Genomic DNA, 23150 nt, shown 5'->3' with positions numbered 1-23150 from the left:
GGCGTCCACTTTCACTCCTGCGGGATGTTTTTCCACTTTGGCTTGCCAAAGTTAACTGAGAAGAAAAACCCGTGGAAAGGGAAGCGGACAAGCCGGAGCGGCTTGTTAAGCAGTAGAGTCAAATCATAATTACCTCATTAGTTAGTGCGCATAATCTTCCTAATACGTATAAAATTCTTATGACGCAGCCTCATTTTTTAATGATTTCTTCGTGCAAAGTCGACAAAACGAAATTTATCTGGCGATGTCTTGATTCTGTATATTGGAACAGAGTAGCATCATCTAAATAGACATAATTCTTAATTACGACGATGTTATGAAACCTTCTAAATCGAGCAAGTCTCGATCCTCTTCGGTTGGTTCTTCCACAATAATTTCTTTCTTAGCAAAACTAATCACTAAACCTAACTCATTTTCTATATAAGAATATATAGACTGTTCAGCTATATCCCGAGATATAAAGGATATATACTTTTTGGCTAAATAGTCTTTATCCAATATAATATATTTTCCGGCGAATGATCGTGCCCGAATAACCTCCCATACCTGATCAGAATCACTCATTTTTAATTGCTCTTGGATATAATGACTCGGATTAATTAAATGACAAGTATGTACAAATGTTTTCGGTTTTTCCCCCCATTTTATCTGCTAACTCTTTAAAACTAACAAGCCCAGAGACGGGAAAATCAAATTTATTACGATCTATCACCATGGAACCCTTTCCACGGATTTTTTGAATATATCCATTTTGAGCCAATAAATTGAGGGCCTTCCTAATTGTTTCTCTGGAGGTTTCAAATTTATCTGTTAAGTCATGCTCCGATGGTAAGAACTGATTTGGATGAAAGTTTCCTTGCTCGATCTGTTTTACCATTTCCTGATAAATAACTAAATATTTATTTTTCATCGATGTTTTCCCCCCCATTTATTTCTGTATAAAGTAGACAAAGGATTCATATGGACGAAGTGTTACGTTTTGAATAGAAGCTGGGGCTTGTAAATAATTGGATATAATTATTTTTCCATTAACAAGCAGCTTTTCTACATCTTCTGGCAATTCCAACGTCACTTCCTCCGCATAGAAGTTATTGACTACTAACATTCGTTGGCTTTTATTTTCTCGCAAATATGCAAAAATAGCAAGATGATCGGATAATAGCAGCTGATAATCTCCATCTGTAATCACTTGATATTGTTTTCTCAATGCAATTAACTTTTGATAATGATGAAAAATAGAATTTGGATTTTCAATGGCCTGTTCCGCGTTAATCGATCTATAGTTATCAGGAATCTCAATCCATGGAGTAGCATTTGAAAAACCAGCATTTTCTTTGTTGTTCCATTGGACTGGTGTTCTGGAGTTATCTCGAGACTTTTCCTTCAAAATTGCTATAATATCCTCCTCAGCCATACCCTCTCTTTTTTCATCTCATACATATTAAGGGACTCCACATCACGATATTGCTCAATAGTTTCAAATTTGGGATTTGTCATACCAAATTCCTCACCTTGATAGATATATGGTGTTCCTTGCATTAAATGAATGGTTGTTGCTAGCATTTTCGCTGATTCAAGATGATAGTGTTGATCATCACCAAATCGTGAGACAATTCTAGGTTGATCATGATTGCACCAAAAAAGTGCATTCCACCCATTCCCTTTTTGCATACCTGTTTGCCACTTAGATAAAATCTGCTTTAAGGCCAGAAAATCAAATGGGGCTTTCGTCCATTTTTCGCCATTTGGATAATCTACTTTTAAATGATGAAAGTTAAAAGTCATGTCTAATTCCTTACTTTCAGGATTAGAGTATTGAATACAATCTTCCAAAGTAGTGGAAGACATTTCTCCTACCGTCAGTGTTTTACGTCCCCCCCGAAATACTTGTTGATTCATTTCTTGTAAATATTCATGAACACGTGGTCCATCCGTATAAAATTTCCGACCGTCGCCTGGTGAAATACTGCCATCATCGTTCGGAAAATCTTGATCTTTGGAAATTAAGTTGATTACATCCAATCGAAAGCCGTCTACCCCCCCTTATCTAACCAATAGTTCATCATTTGATAAACTGCTTGACGCAAATCCTCATTCTCCCAATTAAGATCTGCTTGTGTTTTATCAAATAAATGCAAATAGTATTGTTTTGTTGATGCATCATATTGCCATGCAGAGCCACCAAATTTTGATTGCCAATTTGTTGGAGGGGTGCTGGAATCACCATCTTTCCAAATATAATAATTTCGATATGAATTAACTTTTGACGCTTGAGCTTCCTTGAACCATTTATGTTCTGTAGAGGTATGGTTAACTACTATATCCATAATGAGTTTTATACCACGTTGATGTACTTCTGTTAGTAATTTTTCAAAGTCTGCCATTATTCCATACTCTGGGTGGATTTTATAATAATCAGAGATATCATAGCCATTATCCTTTTGCGGAGAGGCATAAATGGGAGTGAGCCAAATAACATCAATTCCCAGATTTTTTAAATAATCTAATTTATCGATAATACCTTGGATATCACCGGCACCATTTCCTGTTGTATCATTAAAACTTTTTGGATATATTTGATAAACTACTGATTTCTGCCACCATTTTTCGTCCATGACAAATCAACCTCCTATTAAATCTAAAAAAGAGGAGTTCCCTCCTCTTTTTTGATTTTTATCTTGTTTTTCCTAAGCGTTCATATGCATCTTTCCCCCCCATTTTTGTCCGTGATAAAATCACAGTCAAAATAAAAGGTACAACAATGGCAATGAGCATTGCAACAGTAAACATCAACATATGCGGAACCTGAATAGATAAAATTCCAGGAATACCCCCCAACACCTATCGAGTTTGCCATTACACCTGAACTAACTGAAACAACAGCTGCGATAGCTGAACCAGTCATACCTGCTATAAATGGAAAGAGGTATCTTAAATTTATACCGAACAATGCCGGCTCTGTTACCCCTAAATAACAGGAAATAGCTGCTGGTACAGAAACCTGTTGTTCTTTTTTATCTTTTCGATTTAAATAAATCATCGCTACTACAGCTGAACCTTGCGCAATATTTGACAGCGCAATCATCGGCCATAGATTCGTGCCATCAAATTCACTCATGAGCTGCAAGTCTATTGCATTCGTCATATGATGTAAGCCAGTAATGACAAGTGGGGGGGCATAAGCGAATCCAAATACTGCCGCAAATAACCAGCCAATTCCTGATGTTAAACCATCGTACACAACATTAGAAATCCATGAACCAATTTCCCAGCCGATTGGTCCCAAAACAATATGAGCAACTAAAACGGCAGGAATTAAAGCAAAAAATGGTACAAAAATCATTGAAACTACCTGTGGAATAACTTTACGTAACCATATTTCTAAATAAGCTAACACAAATCCAGCCAAAATTGCCGGAATAACTTGTGCTTGATAGCCAATCATTTCAATTTGAGCAAATCCAAAATCCCACACTGGAATTTCTTCTGCCCCTGCTACACCATACGCATTTAACAATTGTGGGGGGGAAACCAAAGTAATACCTAAAATAATACCCAATACTTGTGTGGTACCCATCTTTCTCGAAATTGACCATGTGATTGCTACGGGCAAGAAATGAAAGATAGCTTCTCCAATTAACCATAAGAAATTATATAATCCTGTCCAAAACTGAGAAGAATCAGCTAATGACTGTAATCCATCAACGTTTGTATCAAAATCAATGTCACCGATAACATTTCGAAAACCTAAAATAAGACCACCAACAACTAAAGCTGGAATAATCGGTGTGAAGATATCAGCTAAGTGTGCAACTAAACGTTGGACAATATTCATATTTTGTTTGGCAGCATCCTTAGCTTCCTCTTTAGAAGTATCTCCTACCCCCCCGGCAATCTTGGTGAATTCATTGTAAAAAGAAGCAACTTCATTTCCGATAATTACTTGAAATTGACCTGCCTGTGTAAAGGTTCCTTTCACAATATCAATATTTTCGATTGCATCCACATCCGCTTTGCTTGGATCTGCTAAAACAAAACGCATTCTAGTAGCACAGTGTGTGACAACGGAAATATTTTCACTGCCACCTACTTTTTCTAACAATTCTTTTGCGGAATCTGTATATTTGCTCAATACGCTTCCTCCTCCGTTTTCCTTGTATATACAAGTGATTACGTTTTCATATTAACTTGTATATACAAGATTGTCAATGAGAAATATTTTAAGATTTGTTTTGAATTAACTAAAGTACCAGAATTGAAGTGTACCCAAACTTAATTTACATGTATTCCACACCTAGTATATTTAATAATTTTTATGACTATTCAATCGTTTCCCGGTATAATTTAATATACCTTACTAAATTTATTGCCAGTACTTTTCCTACTGCATACACAGGGACCACAATTACCATACCAATAAAGCCAGCCAGTGGCATCGCAATGATCAGTAATAATATAATCGTGAGTGGATGGATTTTCAGGCGAGAGCCTAAAACTGTTGGTGCCACTAAACTTCCTTCCAGTTGTTGCACTACAATTAAAATAATTAAGACATAAATCGCCATCACAGGGTCTTGCATTATCGCAACAATCAAAGCTGGAATCACTCCAATAATTGGTCCGAAAAAAGGAACAACCGCAGTCACTATGACAAAGATCCCTAACAGGATGGCGTATGGTAAACCAATAATGACATATCCAATGTACATGAGCACACCATCAACAAATGCCACCGTAACTTGTCCAATAATGTAAGCAGCAATCGTTTTGTCCACATTCGACAGCAGCGATTTTGCTTCCCGTCTCTTCTCCCCTTTTAAAAACTTAGTGGCAAATGGCATAAACTTTTTCCATCCTTTAAAAAGAAGAAAACCAAAATAGGAACAATAATCATAAGAGTCGCAGCTCCAATTACCGTCGTAAAAACCTGGGTGAAGTGCTCTCCCATGCGCTGCGTTAAATTACTAAAATATTGAGTGATTTCATGCTCAATGGAGTTAGTTGATAAGAGACCCATATCTTTTTTCTCCACTTCCATTTTTGCCTTATCGGCCATTTCTTGCAGTTTACTCGGTAAATGGGAGAAGTCCTCTACTTCCTTTCGTATTGTTGATGCCAAAAAATATCCTGCGCCATATATCATTCCTGTTACGGAGATGAAAGTAATTAGAATCGCCATCACGTTAGCTATATGCATTTTTTTAGATATGAGTTCTACAACTGGACGTAATATATAGAACAAAAATCCAGCGATTAAAACTGGATAAAATAATGTTTTAAATATCGTCAGAAAGGGATCAAATAGATGCATTAATTTCATAAAAAAGATTGCAATTAATAATAGAATAAAAGCGGTAATATATTTAAAATAGGAATTCTTCCACCACATACGTTGTTTCACTCCTTTCTTGTATTCATTCACTTATTGTGCCCTTTTTAAACTATACTTTTCACTGAATAGCCAAGTATTTTCCCGTGCAAGTCATTTTAAATAAACTTTCTTTCATATTAAAAAAGCAAGGGCAGCTGCCCTTGCTTTTTTTGTGTTTATTTTTCTAGCATCTTTTTATCCATATGACCGTCATTTTCCATGATGATTTTTAAAGCTTCCTGGTAATCATCTTCGGCAACTTCACATTCTATTGTATAATCTCGCGACTTATTATCACCAGTAACGCCTTTTCCTTCATTATTCTTAGTGAAGGCCGCTACAATACCTCCTCCAGCTCCCATACCCGAAGTATTATTTCCGGAATATGCAAGTGGAGTTAATAATAATGTTCGATCAGATTCTGGCAAGTGGTCTACACGTATATTATTTGCCTTAATTTTATTTAAGTCTGCCTTCGCTGTCTCTGCATCGTTTTCTGATTTAAAGAATGCCTGAATTGCTTTATACATTATCATCATCCTTTTCAATAATATTTTTTACTAATGTTAATGTACCCGTTTCCATCATTATTAAACTTATATTAATTTCTTATATTAATATGGGATTTTTAGCCTTACTAAAGTAAAATAAACAAAAGGACGGTGTTGATATGAAAAAGTTTACTAAAGAAGAAAATAGTTGGATGTTTTATGATTGGGGGAAGCTCTGCATTCTCTGTCATTATTACTACTGCAATTTTCCCCCCCATATATTATAAAGCGCAAGCTACAGAGGCAGGAATTACTGGAGCGAATTCAACGGCTTATTTAGGTTACACCATAGCCATTTTTACATTTATATTAGCAATGATTGGTCCCATATTAGGCACCATTGCAGATTATGAAGGACTCAAAAAGAGATTTTTCATTAGTTTTATGGGACTTGGAATCTTTTCGACGTTTGCTTTAGTATTTGTACCAGAAGGTCAATGGCTCTTATTACTTATTTTCTATACGTTAGCCTCACTCGGGTCCACTGGTGCTAATGTGTTTTATGACGCTTTTTTAGTAGATGTAACAAACGATAAAAAAATGAATAGTGTGTCTGCACGTGGGTTCGGACTTGGTTATATTGGTAGCGCCATCCCCCCCTTTGTTATAAGTATTGCCATTATATTGTTAGCCCAACAAGACATTTTACCCATTAGCAGCATCACTGCAAGTAAAATTGCATTTCTAATAACATGTTCGTGGTGGGTTGCCTTTTCCATTCCTATTTTAAAAAATGTAAAGCAGAAACATTTTATACAAAGAGAACCCCATCCAATCGCACAAAGCTTCAAACGACTTTTTTATACAATAAGACATATTCGGGAATACAAATATCTATCTATTTTCTTACTTGCCTATTTTTTCTACATTGACGGAGTTGGAACAATCATCTCTATGTCTACTGCATATGGAACTGATATAGGATTAAGCGCAACTGTTCTTCTGGTAGTTTTATTGGTTACCCAAGTAGTAGCAGCTCCCTTTGCCATAATTTATGGGAAACTGGCCAATCGCTTCTCTGCAAAATCCATGCTATATGTTGGTATTTTTATTTATATGATCGTTTGTATTTATGGTTATTTTCTGGAATCAGCTTTAGACTTTTGGATTCTTGCAATGCTTGTTGCTTCTTCACAAGGGGGGGGTATTCAGGCCCTAAGCAGATCATACTTTGCAAAACTTATTCCGAAACAAAATGCAAATGAATTTTTTGGATTTTACAACATATTCGGCAAATTCGCATCCATTACTGGTCCGATTTTGTTAGGTGCTACCACACAAATTACCGGCAAGTCAAACCTAGGCATACTAAGCTTACTTCTTTTATTTTTAATCGGAATGATCATACTTTATTTTGTTCCATCTGATAAAAAGATAGAGGGAATAACAAAACCTATCTTAAATTGATATCATTTATATCTCGCATGAGCATTGTTTAGATCAATTTGATATAATAGACTTAATAACAAGGAAATAATTTTTGCAATAGTTAGACAAAATAGAAAATGTCGATCAACTTTGGTGTCACGCTTATGCTTAATTATATAAATAAAAAATGTAAGGAGAGAACAAATAAGATATGACAAATGCAAATCAAGTAGCTCAAAACTACGTAAATGACGTGTTCGAAACTGTCAAAAAACGCAATCCAAACGAAACTGAATTTCATCAAGCTGTAAAAGAAATTTTTGATTCATTAGTTCCTGTATTCGAAAAACAACCTGTTTATATGGAACACAACATTTTGGCAAGAATGGTAGAGCCTGAAAGATTTATTTCCTTCCGTGTACCATGGGTTGATGATGAAGGGAAAGTACAAGTAAACCGTGGTTTCCGTGTTCAATTCAATAGTGCAATCGGACCGTACAAAGGTGGACTGCGTTTCCATCCATCTGTTAATGCAAGCATAATTAAATTCTTAGGATTTGAACAAATCTTCAAAAACTCTTTAACCGGACAACCAATCGGTGGCGGTAAAGGTGGAGCTGACTTTGATCCTAAAGGTAAATCTGATGGTGAAATCATGCGTTTTTGCCAAAGCTTTATGAGCGAACTATCCAAACATATCGGTCCAGATACAGACGTACCTGCTGGTGATATCGGTGTTGGTGCTCGCGAAATTGGCTATCTGTTTGGTCAATATAAGAAAATGCGTGGTGGAAATCAAGCCGGTGTTCTAACAGGAAAAGGATTAAACTTCGGCGGCAGCTTAGCACGTACAGAAGCTACAGGCTTTGGTACTGTATATTTTGTACAAGAAATGCTACAAGCTAAAGGTGACAGCTTCAAAGGAAAAACTGTGGTTGTTTCCGGTTCTGGAAATGTTTCAACATATGCGATTCAAAAAGCTACGGAATTAGGCGCAAAAGTAGTAGCATGTAGTGACTCTAGTGGTTATGTATATGACAAAAATGGTATCAACCTTGATACAGTTAAACGTCTAAAAGAAGTAGAAAGAAAACGTATTAAAGAATATGTAAATGAACATCCTGAAGCAGAGTATACTGCTGGATTTGAAGGCATTTGGACTATTCCTTGTGATATCGCACTTCCGTGTGCAACACAGAATGAATTAAATGAAGATGCTGCAAAAACACTAGTAGAGAATGGTGTGAAAGCAGTTGGTGAAGGTGCAAATATGCCTTCTACACTAGAAGCAATTGATATATTCCAAGAAAACAATGTATTATTTGGCCCAGCAAAGGCTGCTAACGCTGGTGGTGTTGCAGTATCTGCCTTAGAAATGGCTCAAAATAGTGCAAGACTTTCATGGAAGTTTGAAGAAGTGGACGAAAAGCTTCAAGATATAATGACAAATATTTATAAAAACAGTGTAGAAGCAGCGAAAGAATATGGTCATCCTGGAAACTTAGTAGTTGGCGCTAACATTGCTGGTTTCGTTAAAGTAGCCGATGCCATGATCGCTCAAGGAGTCATTTAATATATTTAAAAAGGATCCCAACTTATGGGATCCTTTTTTTATGAGATTATAATAAAAGAAATCTGGTATAAATAATAGGCCACATACTACTACTTGCATTCATTGTAGAATCTTATGTAGCGCAGGCGTCCACTTCGACTCCTGGGGGGATCAGCGTGATCTGAAGATCCACTTTGTAAAGTGGTCTTCTTTGCAAAGTTAGCTGAAGAGCACGCCCCCCCGGAAAGCGAAGTGGGCAAGCCGAAGCGGTTGCTACGCACATACTTCCTTTCAAAATCCATCACTTTGTATCATCCATTAATGTACCATTTCCGGATCTGGTGCGGGCTTTCCAAAAAGGTAGCCTTGAAACAATTGATACCCACGCTCTTTTAGCCACTCAAAATCATCTTCGTTTCGACGCCTTCCGCTAACGGAATAGAACCTAAATCATTAGCAACTTCCAACAGCCGAGAAGCTATTTGTTGTTTTTCATCAGATTTCGACACCCCCCCTCGGACATATTTCATATCTAACTTCATATAACGGGGGGGCGTTAACTCTTTAAGCAAAGATTCTGTGTTAAATCCCTCACCAACATCATCCAATGCATATGAGAAACCCTTGCTTTTATAGTAATTTAATATAGTTTTTAAATGCTCGACATCATCAACTTTATCTGTTTCTACTACCTCAAATACTAACATCTCCTGTTTCAAATTCAGTTGCTGTGCCAGCATTATTGTTGATTTCAAACAATGCTCAGGTGAATAAATGGAAGTTGGAATAAAATTAATAAACGCTTTTACATTCTGAAGGCGAACAGCATGTTTTACAGCGGTCATTCTACATAAACGATCAAGTGCATATAATCTTCCTCTAGTTCGGGCAGCTGAAAAGATCTCATTTGGAAAGATTAACTGGCCATTTTTGCCAATAAAACGAGCTAATAATTCATAAGCATATACCTGTTTATCACTTGATATAATCGGTTGATAATAAGAAATCACCTGTTTATTTTTAATCACATCATCAATCCAATGCGCATTCATTATTTCAACACTTTCAAGTATCGGCTTCCATGTTTGACTTCCGATTCGAAAAAACACTTCATTAACATCCATATGATCTTTACAAAAATCATGTAAATCTCTTAATGCATCTTCTGATACGACTAAAATATTCTCTATTCTTTTTACTTGATAATGAAATGTTAAATAATGATAAACCTGTTCGATCCAAGTCTGTTGGTCATTATTTGTAAATTTTACTTCAATCTCTAACTCACCCATTGCACAATTATGGCAGCGCATCTTCTTAGAATCATCCTCTTCTATCATGTTGTAATTAATATTTTATCACTATAATACCACTTTTTCTATGACAAGAGTCCTACTTAAGTCGAAAATATGACGAACAATATCATTTCAATTCCTTATCCTTTATAGTACTATTGTTTTAATAACATTCGACATAATCAGATAGGAGAGATGAATTGACTTACAAACTAATGAAACGCAACAATATTCGCATAATCGGAAACGATGACCGTGCTATTTTATTCGCACATGGTTTTGCTTCTGATCAAACCACATGGAAATGGATTACTCCAGCTTTCAAAGACAATTACAAAATTATTTTGCTCGATTATGTAGGGTCTGGCCATTCTGATAAAAACGCCTACCACAAACAAAAATACCAAACTTTAGATGGCTATGTAGAAGATATTATAGAAATATGTGATGCATTAGAATGGAAAGATCTTTATTTTGTTGGCCATTCAGTCGGAGGCATGATCGGATTATTACTCTCTATAAAGCGGCCAGATATCGTTCATAAATTAATAATGATTGGTGCTTCACCTCGTTATTTGAATGATGAACCCGATTATATTGGTGGATTTGAACGTAATGAAATCGATGATATACTGGAAATGATGGAGATGAATTTTTCCGGATGGGCAAGCTATTTAGCTCCTGTCGCTCTACCTGTAAGTGAAGGTGCAGATAAAACAAAACTAGTGGAATCACATTTTCAAAGTAATGATCCTAATCTTACTTACGACTTCTTGCAATCAACATTACTTTCAGATTATCGAGATAAACTTTCACAGGTCACTGTGCCAACCGTTATTTTACAATGTTCAAATGATAGTTTTGTCCCAATAGAGGCGGCAAAGTATATGAACCGACACATACCAAAGAGTCAATTACATGTGCTTAGCGCAAAAGGTCATTATCCTCACATCAGTCATCCTGAGGAAACCATTAGAGCACTTGAAAGGCATCTATAGGAGGAATAATTAATGCATAAAAGATTAGACGATGCTGCCTGTGGAATAGTAACAATAGATATACAGGGACATATTGTAACCGTTAATACTACTTTTTCTAATCTTATTGGATATACAAAGGAAGAACTAAAAAATAATCATATAGAATCACTACTTAACAATGCAAATAAATTATTCTTTCATTCGATACTATATCCTGAAATTCGTAATTCTAGATCCATTCAGGAAATATATTTATCCCTAAGACATAAAGATCATTCCATATTGAACGTTATATTTAATGCTAAAATGTTTGAAACAGACTCACAACCAGTTATTGATTGTATTGTGATACCCATTCAAAATCGTATTAAATATGAAAAGGAAATTCGTGAGGTAAATAAGAAGTTAACGCAAGCCTTGCAGGAAAAGACAGAATTACATGATAAATTACAACAAAATCAAATACAATTGGTAGAATTAAATAAACAATTGGAATACCTTGCGTCACGCGATCCGCTTACCAATTTGTATAATCGAAGAGTATTTGTTGAACACTTAGATCAATATGTGACATCATTTTATGATAATCATACTCCATTTTCTCTATGCATAGTAGACATCGATCATTTCAAACAGGTCAATGATAATTGGGGGGGACACAGCGTTGGGGGGGATGAGATCATTCAAAACATAGCAAATTCAATGGTTGCTCATTTCTCCGATGAATTTACAGTCGCCCGATTTGGCGGCGAAGAATTTGTTATTCTAATGCCTGACATAAGAGCAAAAATGGCTATTACTTTTGCAGAACAGTTACAGAAGGTGGTCAAAGAGGCTGATTGGAATACAATTGAATTGACGATCAGCTTAGGCATTGCTACTTTTTCTCATGTGGATAATATCGATTCCATTCTTGCAAAGGCAGACTATGCTTTATATGAATCGAAACGAAATGGCAGAGACCAAGTAACACATGCTGATACATTAGATCGGACGTTCTCTTCGGAATCGCATCATTAAAAAAGACGAGAAGGAAACAAACCGCCAATAACGGGTATACTACTTCTATAATGAGGTGTCATTCATGACTAAAAAAATTATCGTGTGGTTCAAGAGGGACTTTCGATTTATTGATAATCCTGCTCTTTATTATGCAGCACAGGATGGTGTTGTTATACCGGTTTATATACACTTTCCCACTTCTATAAAAGGTAAGCTTACGAATAGTGAAATTTTTCATGATCAGGCTTTATTGTCCTTTCAAAAAACAATTAATCAAAGTGGTGGAAGATTGCTCATACGGGAAGAAGATCCGGCAACTATCTTACCCAAATTAATACAGGAAGCAGGCGCGAATGCCCTCTATTTTAACCTGTCTTATGAGCCTGAACAAGTTCAGCTGGACCAATACATTTATGACAACACCCTAGTTCCGGTACAGCGATTTCATGCTGGCCTGTTAACTGAGCCTGGAACCATTTTAAATAAACAAGGTAAACCGTATAAAGTGTTTACTTCTTTTTGGAAAAGTTTGAGCTCCTTTCCGATTCAAAAGCCATTACCACAACCAAAAGAGATTACCTGGGAACAATCAGAAGTTAATGAGAAAGAACCCATTTTTGAGAATACTACAATAAGTAGCCATTGGAAAGCCGGGGGGGAAAAAGAAGCATTAAACAAGTTGCAACTTTTTTTAGAAAATCAATTAGAAGATTATAAAACCTATCGCGATTACCCAGGAATGGATGCTACATCGAGATTATCCCCTCATCTGGCTCAAGGAGAAATATCACCGAGACTAATATGGCATGAAACACAGGAACAACTTGAATTAACAGGAATGGAAAAAGAATTATCACATACATATGAAGAGAGTGCGGAAGCATTTCTAAAACAATTGGTTTGGCGTGATTTTGCATATCACCAATTAGCGGTGTTTCCTCATATCGTAAATCAACCCCCCCTACAACCTTCTTATCGGAACTTTCCATGGATAGCAAAGGAACAGGAAATCTTCGCAAAATGGAAAGACGGTTTAACCGGTTATCCGATTGTGGATGCCGGTATGCGTGAACTTAATGAAACAGGTTATATGCATAACCGAGTTCGGATGATTACCGCTTCTTTTTTAGTGAAGCATTTATTAATTCATTGGGGTGAAGGACAAGCATGGTTCGAAAAGCAATTAGTCGATCATGATCTCGCCAACAACACTATGGGATGGCAATGGGTAGCAGGTACAGGCTTTGATGCATCGCCATTCTTTCGTATTTTTAATCCGATCAAACAAGCGGAGAAATTTGACCCCCCCGATGGCATCTATATTCGCAAATGGGTACCAGAATTAAAAACACTACCTACTAAATACATTTATCATCCAGCCGAGGCACCTAAAGACATCTTAAATCAAGCAAGTGTTACAATCGGACAAGATTATCCCGCTCCAATAGTAGAGCATAGATTTGCTCGCGAAAGAGCCCTTGAAGCCTTTCAAAACATGAAAAGGGAGGGAAAAGATACGTGAAGAACTTTTGGGTAAACCTGACTGCTTTAGCCTTAGTGATTGTCGTCAACTCTTTAGCAAACATCATTCCTATTAATGGAATGACAACAGGCGAAATTTCCAATCAGTTAGAAGTACTTTTCACACCTGCAGGCTATGTTTTTAGTATTTGGGGCTTAATCTATCTCTTGTTAGCAATTTGGGTGTTTGCTCAATTGCCAAAGGATCGTCAGCATGCACCTGTTTATCGAGCGTGCAGTGAATTATTTTGGTTAAGTTCTGTGTTAAATGTTGCATGGATACTAAGCTGGCATTATCAATTATTTTTCATCAGTAATATGATTATGATTGGTTTATTAGTAACACTTATTACTCTTTATTTGAGAGGCAAAAAAGTTCAAGCTTCGAAATTAGAACTACTTCCTTTTTCAATTTATCTGGGATGGATTAGTGTTGCGACAATTGCCAATATCAGTTATTATCTCGTTTACCTTGGTTTTGGTGAAAAGGAAAGTATAAGTATTTTTTGGACAATTGTTATGATTATCATTGCAACGGGATTAGCCTTGTTATTTTTATGGCGAGAAAAGGATATTTTTTATGTGCTGGTATTTATCTGGGCATTTATCGGAATTGGTATCAAAAATAACGCGGAGTTTAACGAGGTAGCATGGACAGCCTATGCATGCGCCCTGTTCCTTTTTATAGTAGTAACGATATTAACGATCTCCCATCAAAAAAATAGGGAGGATACTGAAGGCTGAAAATAACGGGCCGCAGCGGTATCCTCCCCCCCACTTTCCTTATGTCATTCCGCTGCCACTTTATATCAGGATACAAAATAAGTCGATCCCAGCTTCCCCTTTGCTTTTCTTCCGTTATGATAGCTCCTAACCAAGTTACCACACATAAATAACATTAACCAAAGCAGATGATTCTCTTCTATCTGCCGTATAATAATATAAACGCTTAATAAAAGGAGGAGAGTAGACATATGGAATATCGGAATTTAGGAAAAACTGGTCTTAAAGTAAGTGAAACAAGCTTAGGTAGCTGACTCACATATGGTGGTTATGTGGAGGAGAAAAAGCTGAAGCGTCCATTGATAAGGCATATGATTTAGGAATCAATTTCTTTGATACAGCCAATGTCTACATGCGAGGAGAAGCTGAAAAAGTCGTTGGAAAAGCTTTACGCAAATATTCTAGAAGTTCTTACGTATTAGCTACAAAGGTTTTTGGCAAAATGGGTGATGGTCCAAACGATCAAGGCTTATCACGCAAACAAATTATGGAGCAATGCAATGCCAGCTTACAAAGATTAAACTAGATTACGTTGACATTTATTATTGTCACTGTTTCCACGCAGATACTCCTATCAAGAAACACTCCGTGCCTTAGATGATTTAGTACGTCAAGGAAAAGTGTTATATATTGGTGTAAGCGAATGGACAGCTGAACAAATGACAGAGGCTGTTCGCCTTGCGGATCAAGAATTATTAGATCGAATTGTTGTCAATCAACCGAATGACTGTATGTTACATCGTAATATCGAGAAAGGGATTATTCCAGTTAGTGAAAAGCATGGCATTGGACAAGCCGTAGCGATGGTTCCCCCTATTATCCGTTTCAAAATTACTACTAAGCATATTGAAGTTATGTCGTAGTTTCTTCCTTTTCTTCATCATCTAAGTTCTATTACTTATATGTTTAAAAGTATGTATGTCATACATACTTATGTTTACACTATGAAGGGGGGGTTTTATCTTTATCCAAGTGCATCTCTCCCCATTCAACCATTTGATTTAATAATGGCTGAATCTCCTTTCCATAATCCGTTAAAGAATATTCAACCCAGGGCGGCACAACCGGATACGACTTTTTAGTAATAAGGCCATCTTCCTCTAATTCCCTTAATTGCTTGATGAGCGTTTGATGATTAATCAACGGAATACTTTTCTTTATTTCCCCCCCAAATCTAAGTGTGCCATTATTTAGTTTTAGTAAAATCATGGCCTTCCATTTCCCACACACAACATCTAACGTTATTTTCATAGATTCTAAGTCTTTATCCAATCTTGTCAGCTCCTCCTTAGTATAAATAAATATACTACTTTTATTCTTTTTCAAAACCTATAAACTAGAAGAAAGATTAATTTCTTATAATTTAAGGGGGGGGAATTATTAGAATGCTAGACAATCAATTTATAAAACTTGCTGTCCAAATAATTACAACACACTATTATACCATTTCACAATCGCTTTTACAATCAAATGATCACTCAAACCTATCAGGTTTTATTAATAATTTAATCTTATATATCAGCGATAAATTAGAAAGTAACGATCGAGATATTACCTTTCGTGACATGCGAACAATAGGTGAGAAATGTGGAAATACAGTGATAGATCAGAATTTCTTTATGAATGCCGCGGATTTACTTCCCTTAATTAGTCAGCATATAACAAACTATATGAAGAAAAATTTAGAGACTCACGCATTGACTTCCGCCGAATACACTGTACTAAATGGAAAAATAGATAAAATGATTCTACACTTTAACACAGGATTCATAAATGGTTTTTTTCAAAGAAACGATATGAATACTTGCACACAGCAGCAAGTATTAGAGCAATCTCTGCCTATTATTAAAATTGATCATCAAATTGGTGTATGTCCTTTAATTGGCAAAATCGATGTTCAAAAATCAACTATCTTAATAAATAAAACAGTTCATAGCGTTGTGAATGAGAAAATTAAGTATTTAATTTTGGATTTGACTGGTACAGGACAAGTAGAAGATTTCGGGTTAAAACAATTATTTAAAGCGATCAGAATGATTGAATTAGTAGGAACTACGGTAATTTTCACAGGAATTAACAGCAAATTAGCTACATCCTCTACACTATTAAATGTAAAATTAAACGAAGATCATGTATACCAGACGGTAAGAGATGCTCTTATCTCTATTGATCAAAAGCATCAAGTCCAATCATCCAGTTTTATCAATTAGTAAAGATCCCATTAATTGCAGTTTTCGTATTGACAACTCTCCTTAACTTGTGTACGATAGAATTAATTGAAAATTAATGGAATTCTTATCCAGAGAGGTGGAGGGGGGGCAGGCCCTTAGAAACCTCGGCAACAGGTTTTGAATCGTAAACACTGTGCCAAATCCTGCGGGAAATATCTATAGGAACCCGAAAGATAAGAAGGAATGTCACTAAATTGCTTACCTTCTTATATAAAATGATAAGAAGGCTTTTTCATAATTATTTCTTTTGAAGGGAGAAATATATGCTTACCTATAATAATTATAAAGAAAGCCCATTAAATGAAGAAATTACCGAGTCCTATGATACTACAAAAGGGGGGGCTTTATCCATTATTGAATGGGCTTATCAGCAGTATGATGAATCGTTAGTATATGCCTGCAGTTTTGGAGCAGAAAGTATGGTAATTATTGATTTAATCGCAAAGGTAAAACCAAATGCCACTTTAGTGTTTTTAGACACAGAGCTTCACTTTCAAGAAACATACGACTTGATTGAGGAAGTAAAACAAAGGTATCCATCACTGCATATTATCATGAAAAAACCCGCAATATCAGTTGACGAGCAACGTGAACAATATGGATCTGCCTTATGGAAAAGAAATCCTGATCAATGTTGTTATATTAGAAAAGTAAAACCGCTTGAAGAAGCACTTGGTGGGGGGGCTACCGCATGGATTTCCGGATTGCGAAGAGAACAATCACCAACAAGAGCTAAAACAAATTTTGTAAACAAAGACGATCGATTTCATTCGATCAAAATTTGTCCGTTAATATATTGGACACATGAAGATGTATGGAACTATATCGAGACAAACCAACTACCCTATAATAAATTACACGATGAAAATTATCCAAGTATTGGTTGCATTCCTTGTACATCAAAAGTGTTGGATAATAGTGATGAACGTACAGGAAGATGGTCAGGTTTTAATAAAACAGAATGTGGGCTGCATGTAAATCCATAATCTGATACGAGATAAATCTTTTTTTTATCTCTATAACTAAGTAAATCTATCGGAATAAATAAGATTAATCGTATTCGAAGGAATAGAATGTTGTGACATACCAAAAAGAGGTGAAAGAGTTGACTTTACAAGTGGTGAACAGTCCGTTTGACGAAAAACAGACGGATATATTAAATCAAGTATTACCAACATTAACCGATGCACAAAAAAATTGGCTGGCAGGTTATCTTGCGGCATCACAAACTGCTACACAAAGCGCACCATCAACAGAAGCTTCACCAAAAAAATTAAAAACAAGAACGGCCACGATTTTATATGGATCAGAAACAGGTAACTGCCAGGCAATAGCAGAAAGGATATCGAAGCAAATAGAGGACTTGGATCGTACTGTTACGATTTCCAGTATGGATGATTACAAGCCGAAAAAATTAAAAGAAGCGGAAGACGTATTTATTATTACTGCTACACATGGTGAAGGAGATCCACCAGATAACGCGATTCAATTTCATGAATTTTTACACAGCAGGAAGGCTCCGAAATTAGATCAAGTGCAATTTTCGGTACTTTCATTAGGTGATGAATCCTATGAGCATTTTTGTCAAACTGGAAAAGATTTCGATAAACGGTTAGAAGAGCTCGGTGCAAAGAGAATATATCCAAGGGTCGATTGTGATGTTGATTATGAGGAACTAACGGAAGAATGGACAACTGGAATACTTGATTATTTGAAAAAAGAATCTCGAATAAGCGAAAAGGAAGAAAATATAAAATCAACACCTGCGGAACAATCCATCTATTCCAAAAGCAACCCTTTTACCGCTGAAGTTCTTGATAATATTCTGCTTAGTGGCAAAGGGTCTAATAAGGAAACACGCCATATTGAAATCTCGTTAGATGGTTCTCATTTACAATATGAACCCGGCGATTGCCTGGCGATCTGTCCGAAGAATGATCCTAGCCTGGTACAGGAAATAATGGAGAAGCTTGATTGGAATCCAGAGCAAACGATCCCAATCAATAAACAAGGGGGAAATTCGTTCGATCCAGGAAGCACTCACCTCAATTTTTGAAATTTCCAGACTTACAAAAGGTTTATTGGAAAAAGCAGCTGATCATTTTAACAACGATAGTCTCACAGAATTTATTAAGGATCCAGAAAAGGTAAAGCAATATTTAGATGGTCGCGATTTATTAGACTTACTCACTGATTTTCCACCTGAGAGTTTTGATCCATCGTCAATTATGCACACGTTACGTAAATTACCGGCGAGACAATATTCGATATCAAGCAGCTACAAAGCTAATCCAGACGAAGTTCATTTAACGGTTGCCACAGTAAGATATCACACCTATGGCCGGGATCGATGCGGAGTTTGCACGGGAGAGATTGCTGATAGGGTTAAACCAGGTGACATCGTAAATGTGTACGTGCATAAAAATCCTAATTTCAAATTTCCTTTAGATGATCAGACCCCTGTAATTATGATTGGTCCAGGTACAGGATCGCGCCATTCAGAGGTTATATCGAAGAAAGAGAAGAGTTAGAACTGAAAGGGAAAACATGGCTATTTTTCGGTGACCAGCATTTTCGTTCAGACTTTTTATATCAGGTTGATTGGCAAAATTGGCTGAAGAACGGCTACCTTAACAGAATGGATGTTGCCTTTTCCCGTGACAGTGAACAGAAGGTATATGTGCAACACCGTATGCTTGAAAAAGCACAGGAGCTCTACGAGTGGATCGAAGAAGGAGCACATATTTATGTCTGTGGTGATGAAAAACATATGGCTAAAGATGTCCACGAAACCTTACAGACAATTATTTCTCAACAGGGAGAACTAAGCACAGAAGCAGCAAAAGATTATTTAAATACACTAAAACTAGAAAAGAGATATCAACGAGATGTCTACTAAAGGGGGGCACAATAAGGATGACTGATCACTCCAATAAATTAGATCCAATTGAAAAATTAAAAGAAGATAGTCATTTTTTGCGCGGAACAATAAAAGAAGGTTTAGCAGACCGTATTACTGCCGCAATATCTGATGATGACACGAAACTGCTGAAGTTCCACGGCAGTTACCAACAGGATGACCGTGATATTCGTGATGAAAGACGCAAGCAAAAATTAGAACCAGCCTACCAATTTATGCTAAGGGTAGCTATTCCCGGCGGAGTCGCCACCCCCCCAAACCAGTGGCTAGCAGTAGATGAGCTAGCCCAAAACTATGGAGATAACACGATTAAATTAACAACACGCCAGGCCTTTCAATTACATGGTATTTTAAAATGGAATTTAAAAGAAACGATAAGAACAATTAATGATGAATTGATGACAACGTTAGCAGCCTGTGGCGATGTCAACCGTAATGTCATGTGTAATCCGAACCCATATCAATCCGAGATTCATCAGGAAATCCAGGATTGGGCGCAAAAAATTAGCGACCACCTTTCACCGAAGACAGGAGCTTATCATGAAATCTGGCTAGACCAAGAAAAAATAGCAGATTCAAAACAGGAATCAGAACCTATCTATGGTAAAACATACTTACCGAGGAAGTTTAAGATTGGCATCGCTGCTCCTCCTTCTAATGACGTCGATGTGTTTTCCCAGGATCTAGGACTAATCGCTATCATTGATAATAACGAAGTAAAGGGCTTTAATATTTTAGTTGGAGGCGGCATGGGCACCACTCATGGAGATACCAACACTTACCCACAATTGGGAAGAATCGCTGGATATTGCGATAAAGAAGCTATCATTGATGTCGCAGAAAAAGTAGTTACCATTCAACGTGATTATGGTAACCGTTCCAATCGTAAAAATGCTCGCTTTAAATATACGATTGATCGTTACGGACTGGATTGGTTCAAAGAAGAATTAGCAAACCGTTTGGGCTGGGAGTTAACAGAAGCAAAAGCCTATCATTTTAACCACAATGGTGACAGATATGGCTGGATCAAAGGTAAAACGAGATGGCATCTTACTCTTTTCATCGAAAATGGCAGAGTAAAAGATAAGGAAGACTATAAATTAAGCACCGCCCTGAGAGAAGTTGCCAAAATTCATACTGGTGATTTTCGTTTAACACCTAATCAAAATTTAGTAATCGCCAATGTTACGACACAAAAAAAGAAAAAAATTCAGGAAATTATCGATTCTTATGGAATAATGGAAGGTAGCCATTATTCTGGACTAAGAAGAAATTCGATTGCATGTGTAGCATTCCCAACATGCGGACTAGCAATGGCCGAGTCAGAGCGATATTTGCCCACGCTTATCGATAAAATTGAAGGACTGTTAATAGTGGAAGGTATACAGGATCAGGAGATAGTTATTCGGATGTCAGGCTGTCCAAACGGCTGCTCACGACCGGCATTAGCTGAGATTGCTTCATTGGTAAAGCACCAGGCAAATACAACTTTTATTTAGGCGGAAGCTTTACTGGGGATAGATTAAACCAGCTGTATCGCGAAAATATTGGTGAAGAAGAGATTCTAATATTATTAAAAGATATATTTCATGACTATGCAACGAAGCGATTCGAGAAGGAATACTTCGGAGATTTCGTCGTTCGTCAGGGTTATGTACAAGAAGTTTATGATGGCAGACAGTTTCATCGACAATAGAAAGGGGGGGTTTTACAATGGCAGCAATTAAGGAAAAGGCAACAGAAACAATTCAGGCACATGGCGGTGCTCTCATTAACCGTGAAGTAAAAGGAGAAGAAAGAGAAAGCCTTTTAGCAGAAGCAGAAAAATTACAGTCAATTACCATCGATGCATGGAGCGTCTCAGATCTTGAATTGATAGGGATTGGTGGCTTTAGCCCGCTAACTGGGTTCCTAGGTGAAAAAGATTATCTGGAAGTGGTCGATCATTTACATTTAAGCGATGGAACGGTTTGGAGTATTCCGATTAATCTGGCAGTAACTGAAGAAGAGTCAACTAACTTAACAGTTGGAGAAACGGTTGCCCTTTATGGCGAAGATGGCTTTCTTTATGGCACACTTGATCTCAGGGAAAAATATACGTATGACAAAACCAAAGAGGCAAAAGCAGTATACGGGACAACTGATGATGCACATCCAGGTGTAAAAAAATTATATGGAAAAGGAAATGTCTATCTAGCAGGCCCAATTACCTTACTGAATCGTCCTGATCATAAGCAATTTTCAGAGTTTCACCTTGATCCAGCAGAAACAAGACAACTCTTTCAAGACTTAGGCTGGAAGACAGTAGTTGGATTTCAAACGAGGAATCCTGTCCATCGCGCCCATGAGTACATTCAAAAATGTGCATTAGAATCTGTTGATGGCTTATTGCTAAATCCTTTAGTCGGCGAGACAAAGTCCGATGATATTCCTGCCGATATTCGCATGGAAAGCTATCAGGTTATCTTAGAGCATTATTATCCAAAAAATCGCACAAGACTAGTCATCTATCCTGCTGCAATGCGATATGCTGGTCCTCGCGAAGCAATTTTACATGCCTTGTTCGCAAAAATTATGGCTGTACCCATTTTATTGTCGGTCGGGATCATGCAGGGGGGGTAGGCGACTATTATGGAACGTATGAAGCACAGGAGTTAATCTCAAAATACGAGGATGAATTAGGAATCCAGATCTTTAAGTTTGAGCACGCCTTTTATTGCAATAATGCGAAAATATGGCGACTCAAAAAACATGCCCACATGATCCAGCAGAACATGTCCACTTAAGTGGGACAAAAGTTAGAGAAAAACTTCGGAACGGCGAGTCTTTACCTCGTCAATTCTCAAGACCTGAGGTAGCGGAAGTATTAATTAAAGGCTTGCAAAGGGGATCGAACAAATGACGGAAGCAAACAATATTGTCTGGCATGCTTCTGAGATAACGAAGCAGGATCGCACCAGCCAAAACAAACATCAAAGTCCTGTTCTATGGTTTACTGGTTTATCTGGTTCAGGCAAATCAACCATTACAGTTGCCTTGGAAAAGACCTTATTCGAAAGAGGCATACGTTCTTATCGTCTAGACGGAGATAACATTCGTCATGGCTTAAACAATAATTTAGGATTTAGTCCTGATGACCGCAAAGAAAATATTAGACGGATTGGAGAGGTTGCCAAGTTATTGAATGATGCAGGACTTATTACTTTAACCGCTTTTATTTCTCCTTACCGAGAAGATCGTGATAAAGTTAGACAGCTTTTACCAGAGGGAGATTTTATCGAAGTCTATGTAAAATGCAGCTTAGAAGGCTGTGAAGCCCGTGATCCAAAAGGGCTTTATCAAAAAGCTCGTTCAGGTGAAATTAAAGGCTTCACTGGCATTGATGCACCATATGAAGAACCAGTCGCGCCTGAGTTAGTGATTGATACAGAAAACAATTCAGTCGAAGCTGCCGTATCTGAAGTGTTGACATTTTTAGAAGAACGAAAATATATTTAAAAAGAGTCTGTGACAAAAGTAAAATCCGAACGATATACGAATTCATTGAATTTGTTATCGTTCGGATTTTTTAATTGC

The 23150-nt window shown here is 36.9% G+C and carries 11 protein-coding genes, 9 pseudogenes and 1 riboswitch; of the genes and pseudogenes, 13 read left to right on the top strand and 7 right to left on the bottom strand.

Annotation, left to right across the window (positions count from 1 at the left end):
* Positions 1-197: 197 nt before the first annotated feature.
* The 5 genes and pseudogenes from treR to JCM21714_RS04055 all read right to left on the bottom strand — a co-directional run bounded on the left by treR (position 198) and on the right by JCM21714_RS04055 (position 5901).
* Positions 198-910 (bottom strand): annotated as a pseudogene (gene treR / locus JCM21714_RS04075) (trehalose operon repressor).
* An 18-nt stretch (positions 911-928) separates the two neighbouring features.
* Positions 929-2615 (bottom strand): annotated as a pseudogene (gene treC / locus JCM21714_RS04070) (alpha,alpha-phosphotrehalase).
* A gap of 58 nt (positions 2616-2673) precedes the next feature.
* A pseudogene (treP, locus tag JCM21714_RS04065) lies at positions 2674-4132 on the bottom strand (PTS system trehalose-specific EIIBC component).
* A 187-nt stretch (positions 4133-4319) separates the two neighbouring features.
* A pseudogene (locus JCM21714_RS04060) lies at positions 4320-5311 on the bottom strand (AI-2E family transporter).
* Between the two features lie 236 nt (positions 5312-5547).
* Positions 5548-5901 (bottom strand): hypothetical protein, encoded by a 354-nt coding sequence (locus tag JCM21714_RS04055; protein ID WP_035722045.1) that lies wholly within the window; start codon positions 5899-5901, stop codon positions 5548-5550.
* A 140-nt stretch (positions 5902-6041) separates the two neighbouring features.
* Here JCM21714_RS04055 and JCM21714_RS04050 point away from each other — a divergent pair.
* Positions 6042-7329: pseudogene (locus JCM21714_RS04050) on the top strand (MFS transporter).
* A gap of 172 nt (positions 7330-7501) precedes the next feature.
* Positions 7502-8863: an NADP-specific glutamate dehydrogenase gene (gdhA, locus tag JCM21714_RS04045; RefSeq protein ID WP_035722043.1), complete on the top strand. Its 1362-nt coding sequence runs from the start codon at positions 7502-7504 to the stop codon at positions 8861-8863.
* Between the two features lie 371 nt (positions 8864-9234).
* Here gdhA and JCM21714_RS04040 read toward each other — a convergent pair whose 3' ends face one another.
* Positions 9235-10182, bottom strand: coding sequence for an EAL domain-containing protein (locus tag JCM21714_RS04040; RefSeq protein WP_235182597.1), 948 nt, complete (start codon positions 10180-10182; stop codon positions 9235-9237).
* A gap of 155 nt (positions 10183-10337) precedes the next feature.
* Between JCM21714_RS04040 and JCM21714_RS04035 the strand changes: the two genes are divergently transcribed.
* From JCM21714_RS04035 to JCM21714_RS04015, 5 genes and pseudogenes are all read left to right on the top strand, one after another.
* Positions 10338-11135, top strand: a complete 798-nt coding sequence (locus JCM21714_RS04035) for an alpha/beta fold hydrolase (RefSeq protein WP_035722041.1) — start codon at positions 10338-10340, stop codon at positions 11133-11135.
* A 12-nt stretch (positions 11136-11147) separates the two neighbouring features.
* Positions 11148-12137, top strand: coding sequence for a diguanylate cyclase (locus JCM21714_RS04030; RefSeq protein ID WP_035722038.1), 990 nt, complete (start codon positions 11148-11150; stop codon positions 12135-12137).
* A 64-nt stretch (positions 12138-12201) separates the two neighbouring features.
* Entirely contained in the window at positions 12202-13641 is a 1440-nt protein-coding gene (locus tag JCM21714_RS04025; protein ID WP_035722036.1) for a cryptochrome/photolyase family protein, read from the top strand.
* Entirely contained in the window at positions 13638-14384 is a 747-nt protein-coding gene (locus JCM21714_RS04020) for a TspO/MBR family protein (protein WP_035722033.1), read from the top strand. The genes JCM21714_RS04025 and JCM21714_RS04020 overlap by 4 nt, the downstream gene beginning before the upstream one ends.
* A gap of 230 nt (positions 14385-14614) precedes the next feature.
* Positions 14615-15268: pseudogene (locus JCM21714_RS04015) on the top strand (aldo/keto reductase); the annotation flags it as partial.
* Positions 15269-15365: 97 nt separating this feature from the next.
* On the opposite strand, the gene JCM21714_RS04010 reads toward JCM21714_RS04015, so the two are convergent.
* The gene (locus JCM21714_RS04010; RefSeq protein ID WP_035722189.1) at positions 15366-15674 is read right to left on the bottom strand and encodes a winged helix-turn-helix transcriptional regulator; all 309 of its coding nucleotides are present in this window, start codon (positions 15672-15674) and stop codon (positions 15366-15368) included.
* Between the two features lie 134 nt (positions 15675-15808).
* Here JCM21714_RS04010 and JCM21714_RS04005 point away from each other — a divergent pair, with 134 nt between their 5' ends.
* The 6 genes and pseudogenes from JCM21714_RS04005 (at position 15809) to cysC (ending at position 23072) form a co-directional block, all read left to right on the top strand.
* Complete coding sequence (locus tag JCM21714_RS04005) at positions 15809-16633, top strand: STAS domain-containing protein (RefSeq protein WP_035722031.1); 825 nt, start codon at positions 15809-15811, stop codon at positions 16631-16633.
* Between the two features lie 82 nt (positions 16634-16715).
* Positions 16716-16834: riboswitch (SAM riboswitch) on the top strand.
* A gap of 83 nt (positions 16835-16917) precedes the next feature.
* Positions 16918-17640 (top strand): phosphoadenylyl-sulfate reductase, encoded by a 723-nt coding sequence (locus tag JCM21714_RS04000; RefSeq protein ID WP_035722029.1) that lies wholly within the window; start codon positions 16918-16920, stop codon positions 17638-17640.
* A gap of 119 nt (positions 17641-17759) precedes the next feature.
* Positions 17760-19553: pseudogene (locus JCM21714_RS03995) on the top strand (assimilatory sulfite reductase (NADPH) flavoprotein subunit).
* 17 nt (positions 19554-19570) lie between these two features.
* Positions 19571-21270 (top strand): annotated as a pseudogene (cysI, locus tag JCM21714_RS03990) (assimilatory sulfite reductase (NADPH) hemoprotein subunit).
* Positions 21271-21287: 17 nt separating this feature from the next.
* Positions 21288-22476: pseudogene (gene sat, locus JCM21714_RS03985) on the top strand (sulfate adenylyltransferase).
* A complete protein-coding gene (cysC, locus tag JCM21714_RS03980) occupies positions 22473-23072 on the top strand; it encodes an adenylyl-sulfate kinase (RefSeq protein ID WP_035722028.1) in 600 nt (199 codons plus the stop codon). The pseudogene sat and the gene cysC overlap by 4 nt, the downstream one beginning before the upstream one ends.
* Positions 23073-23150 lie beyond the last annotated feature (78 nt).

The sequence above is a fragment of the Gracilibacillus boraciitolerans JCM 21714 genome, from assembly GCF_000521485.1.
In the GTDB taxonomy this organism is placed as follows: domain Bacteria; phylum Bacillota; class Bacilli; order Bacillales; family Amphibacillaceae; genus Gracilibacillus; species Gracilibacillus boraciitolerans.
Note: the sequence above shows the minus strand (reverse complement) of the source record. Positions and strands in the feature narration are given on the sequence as shown.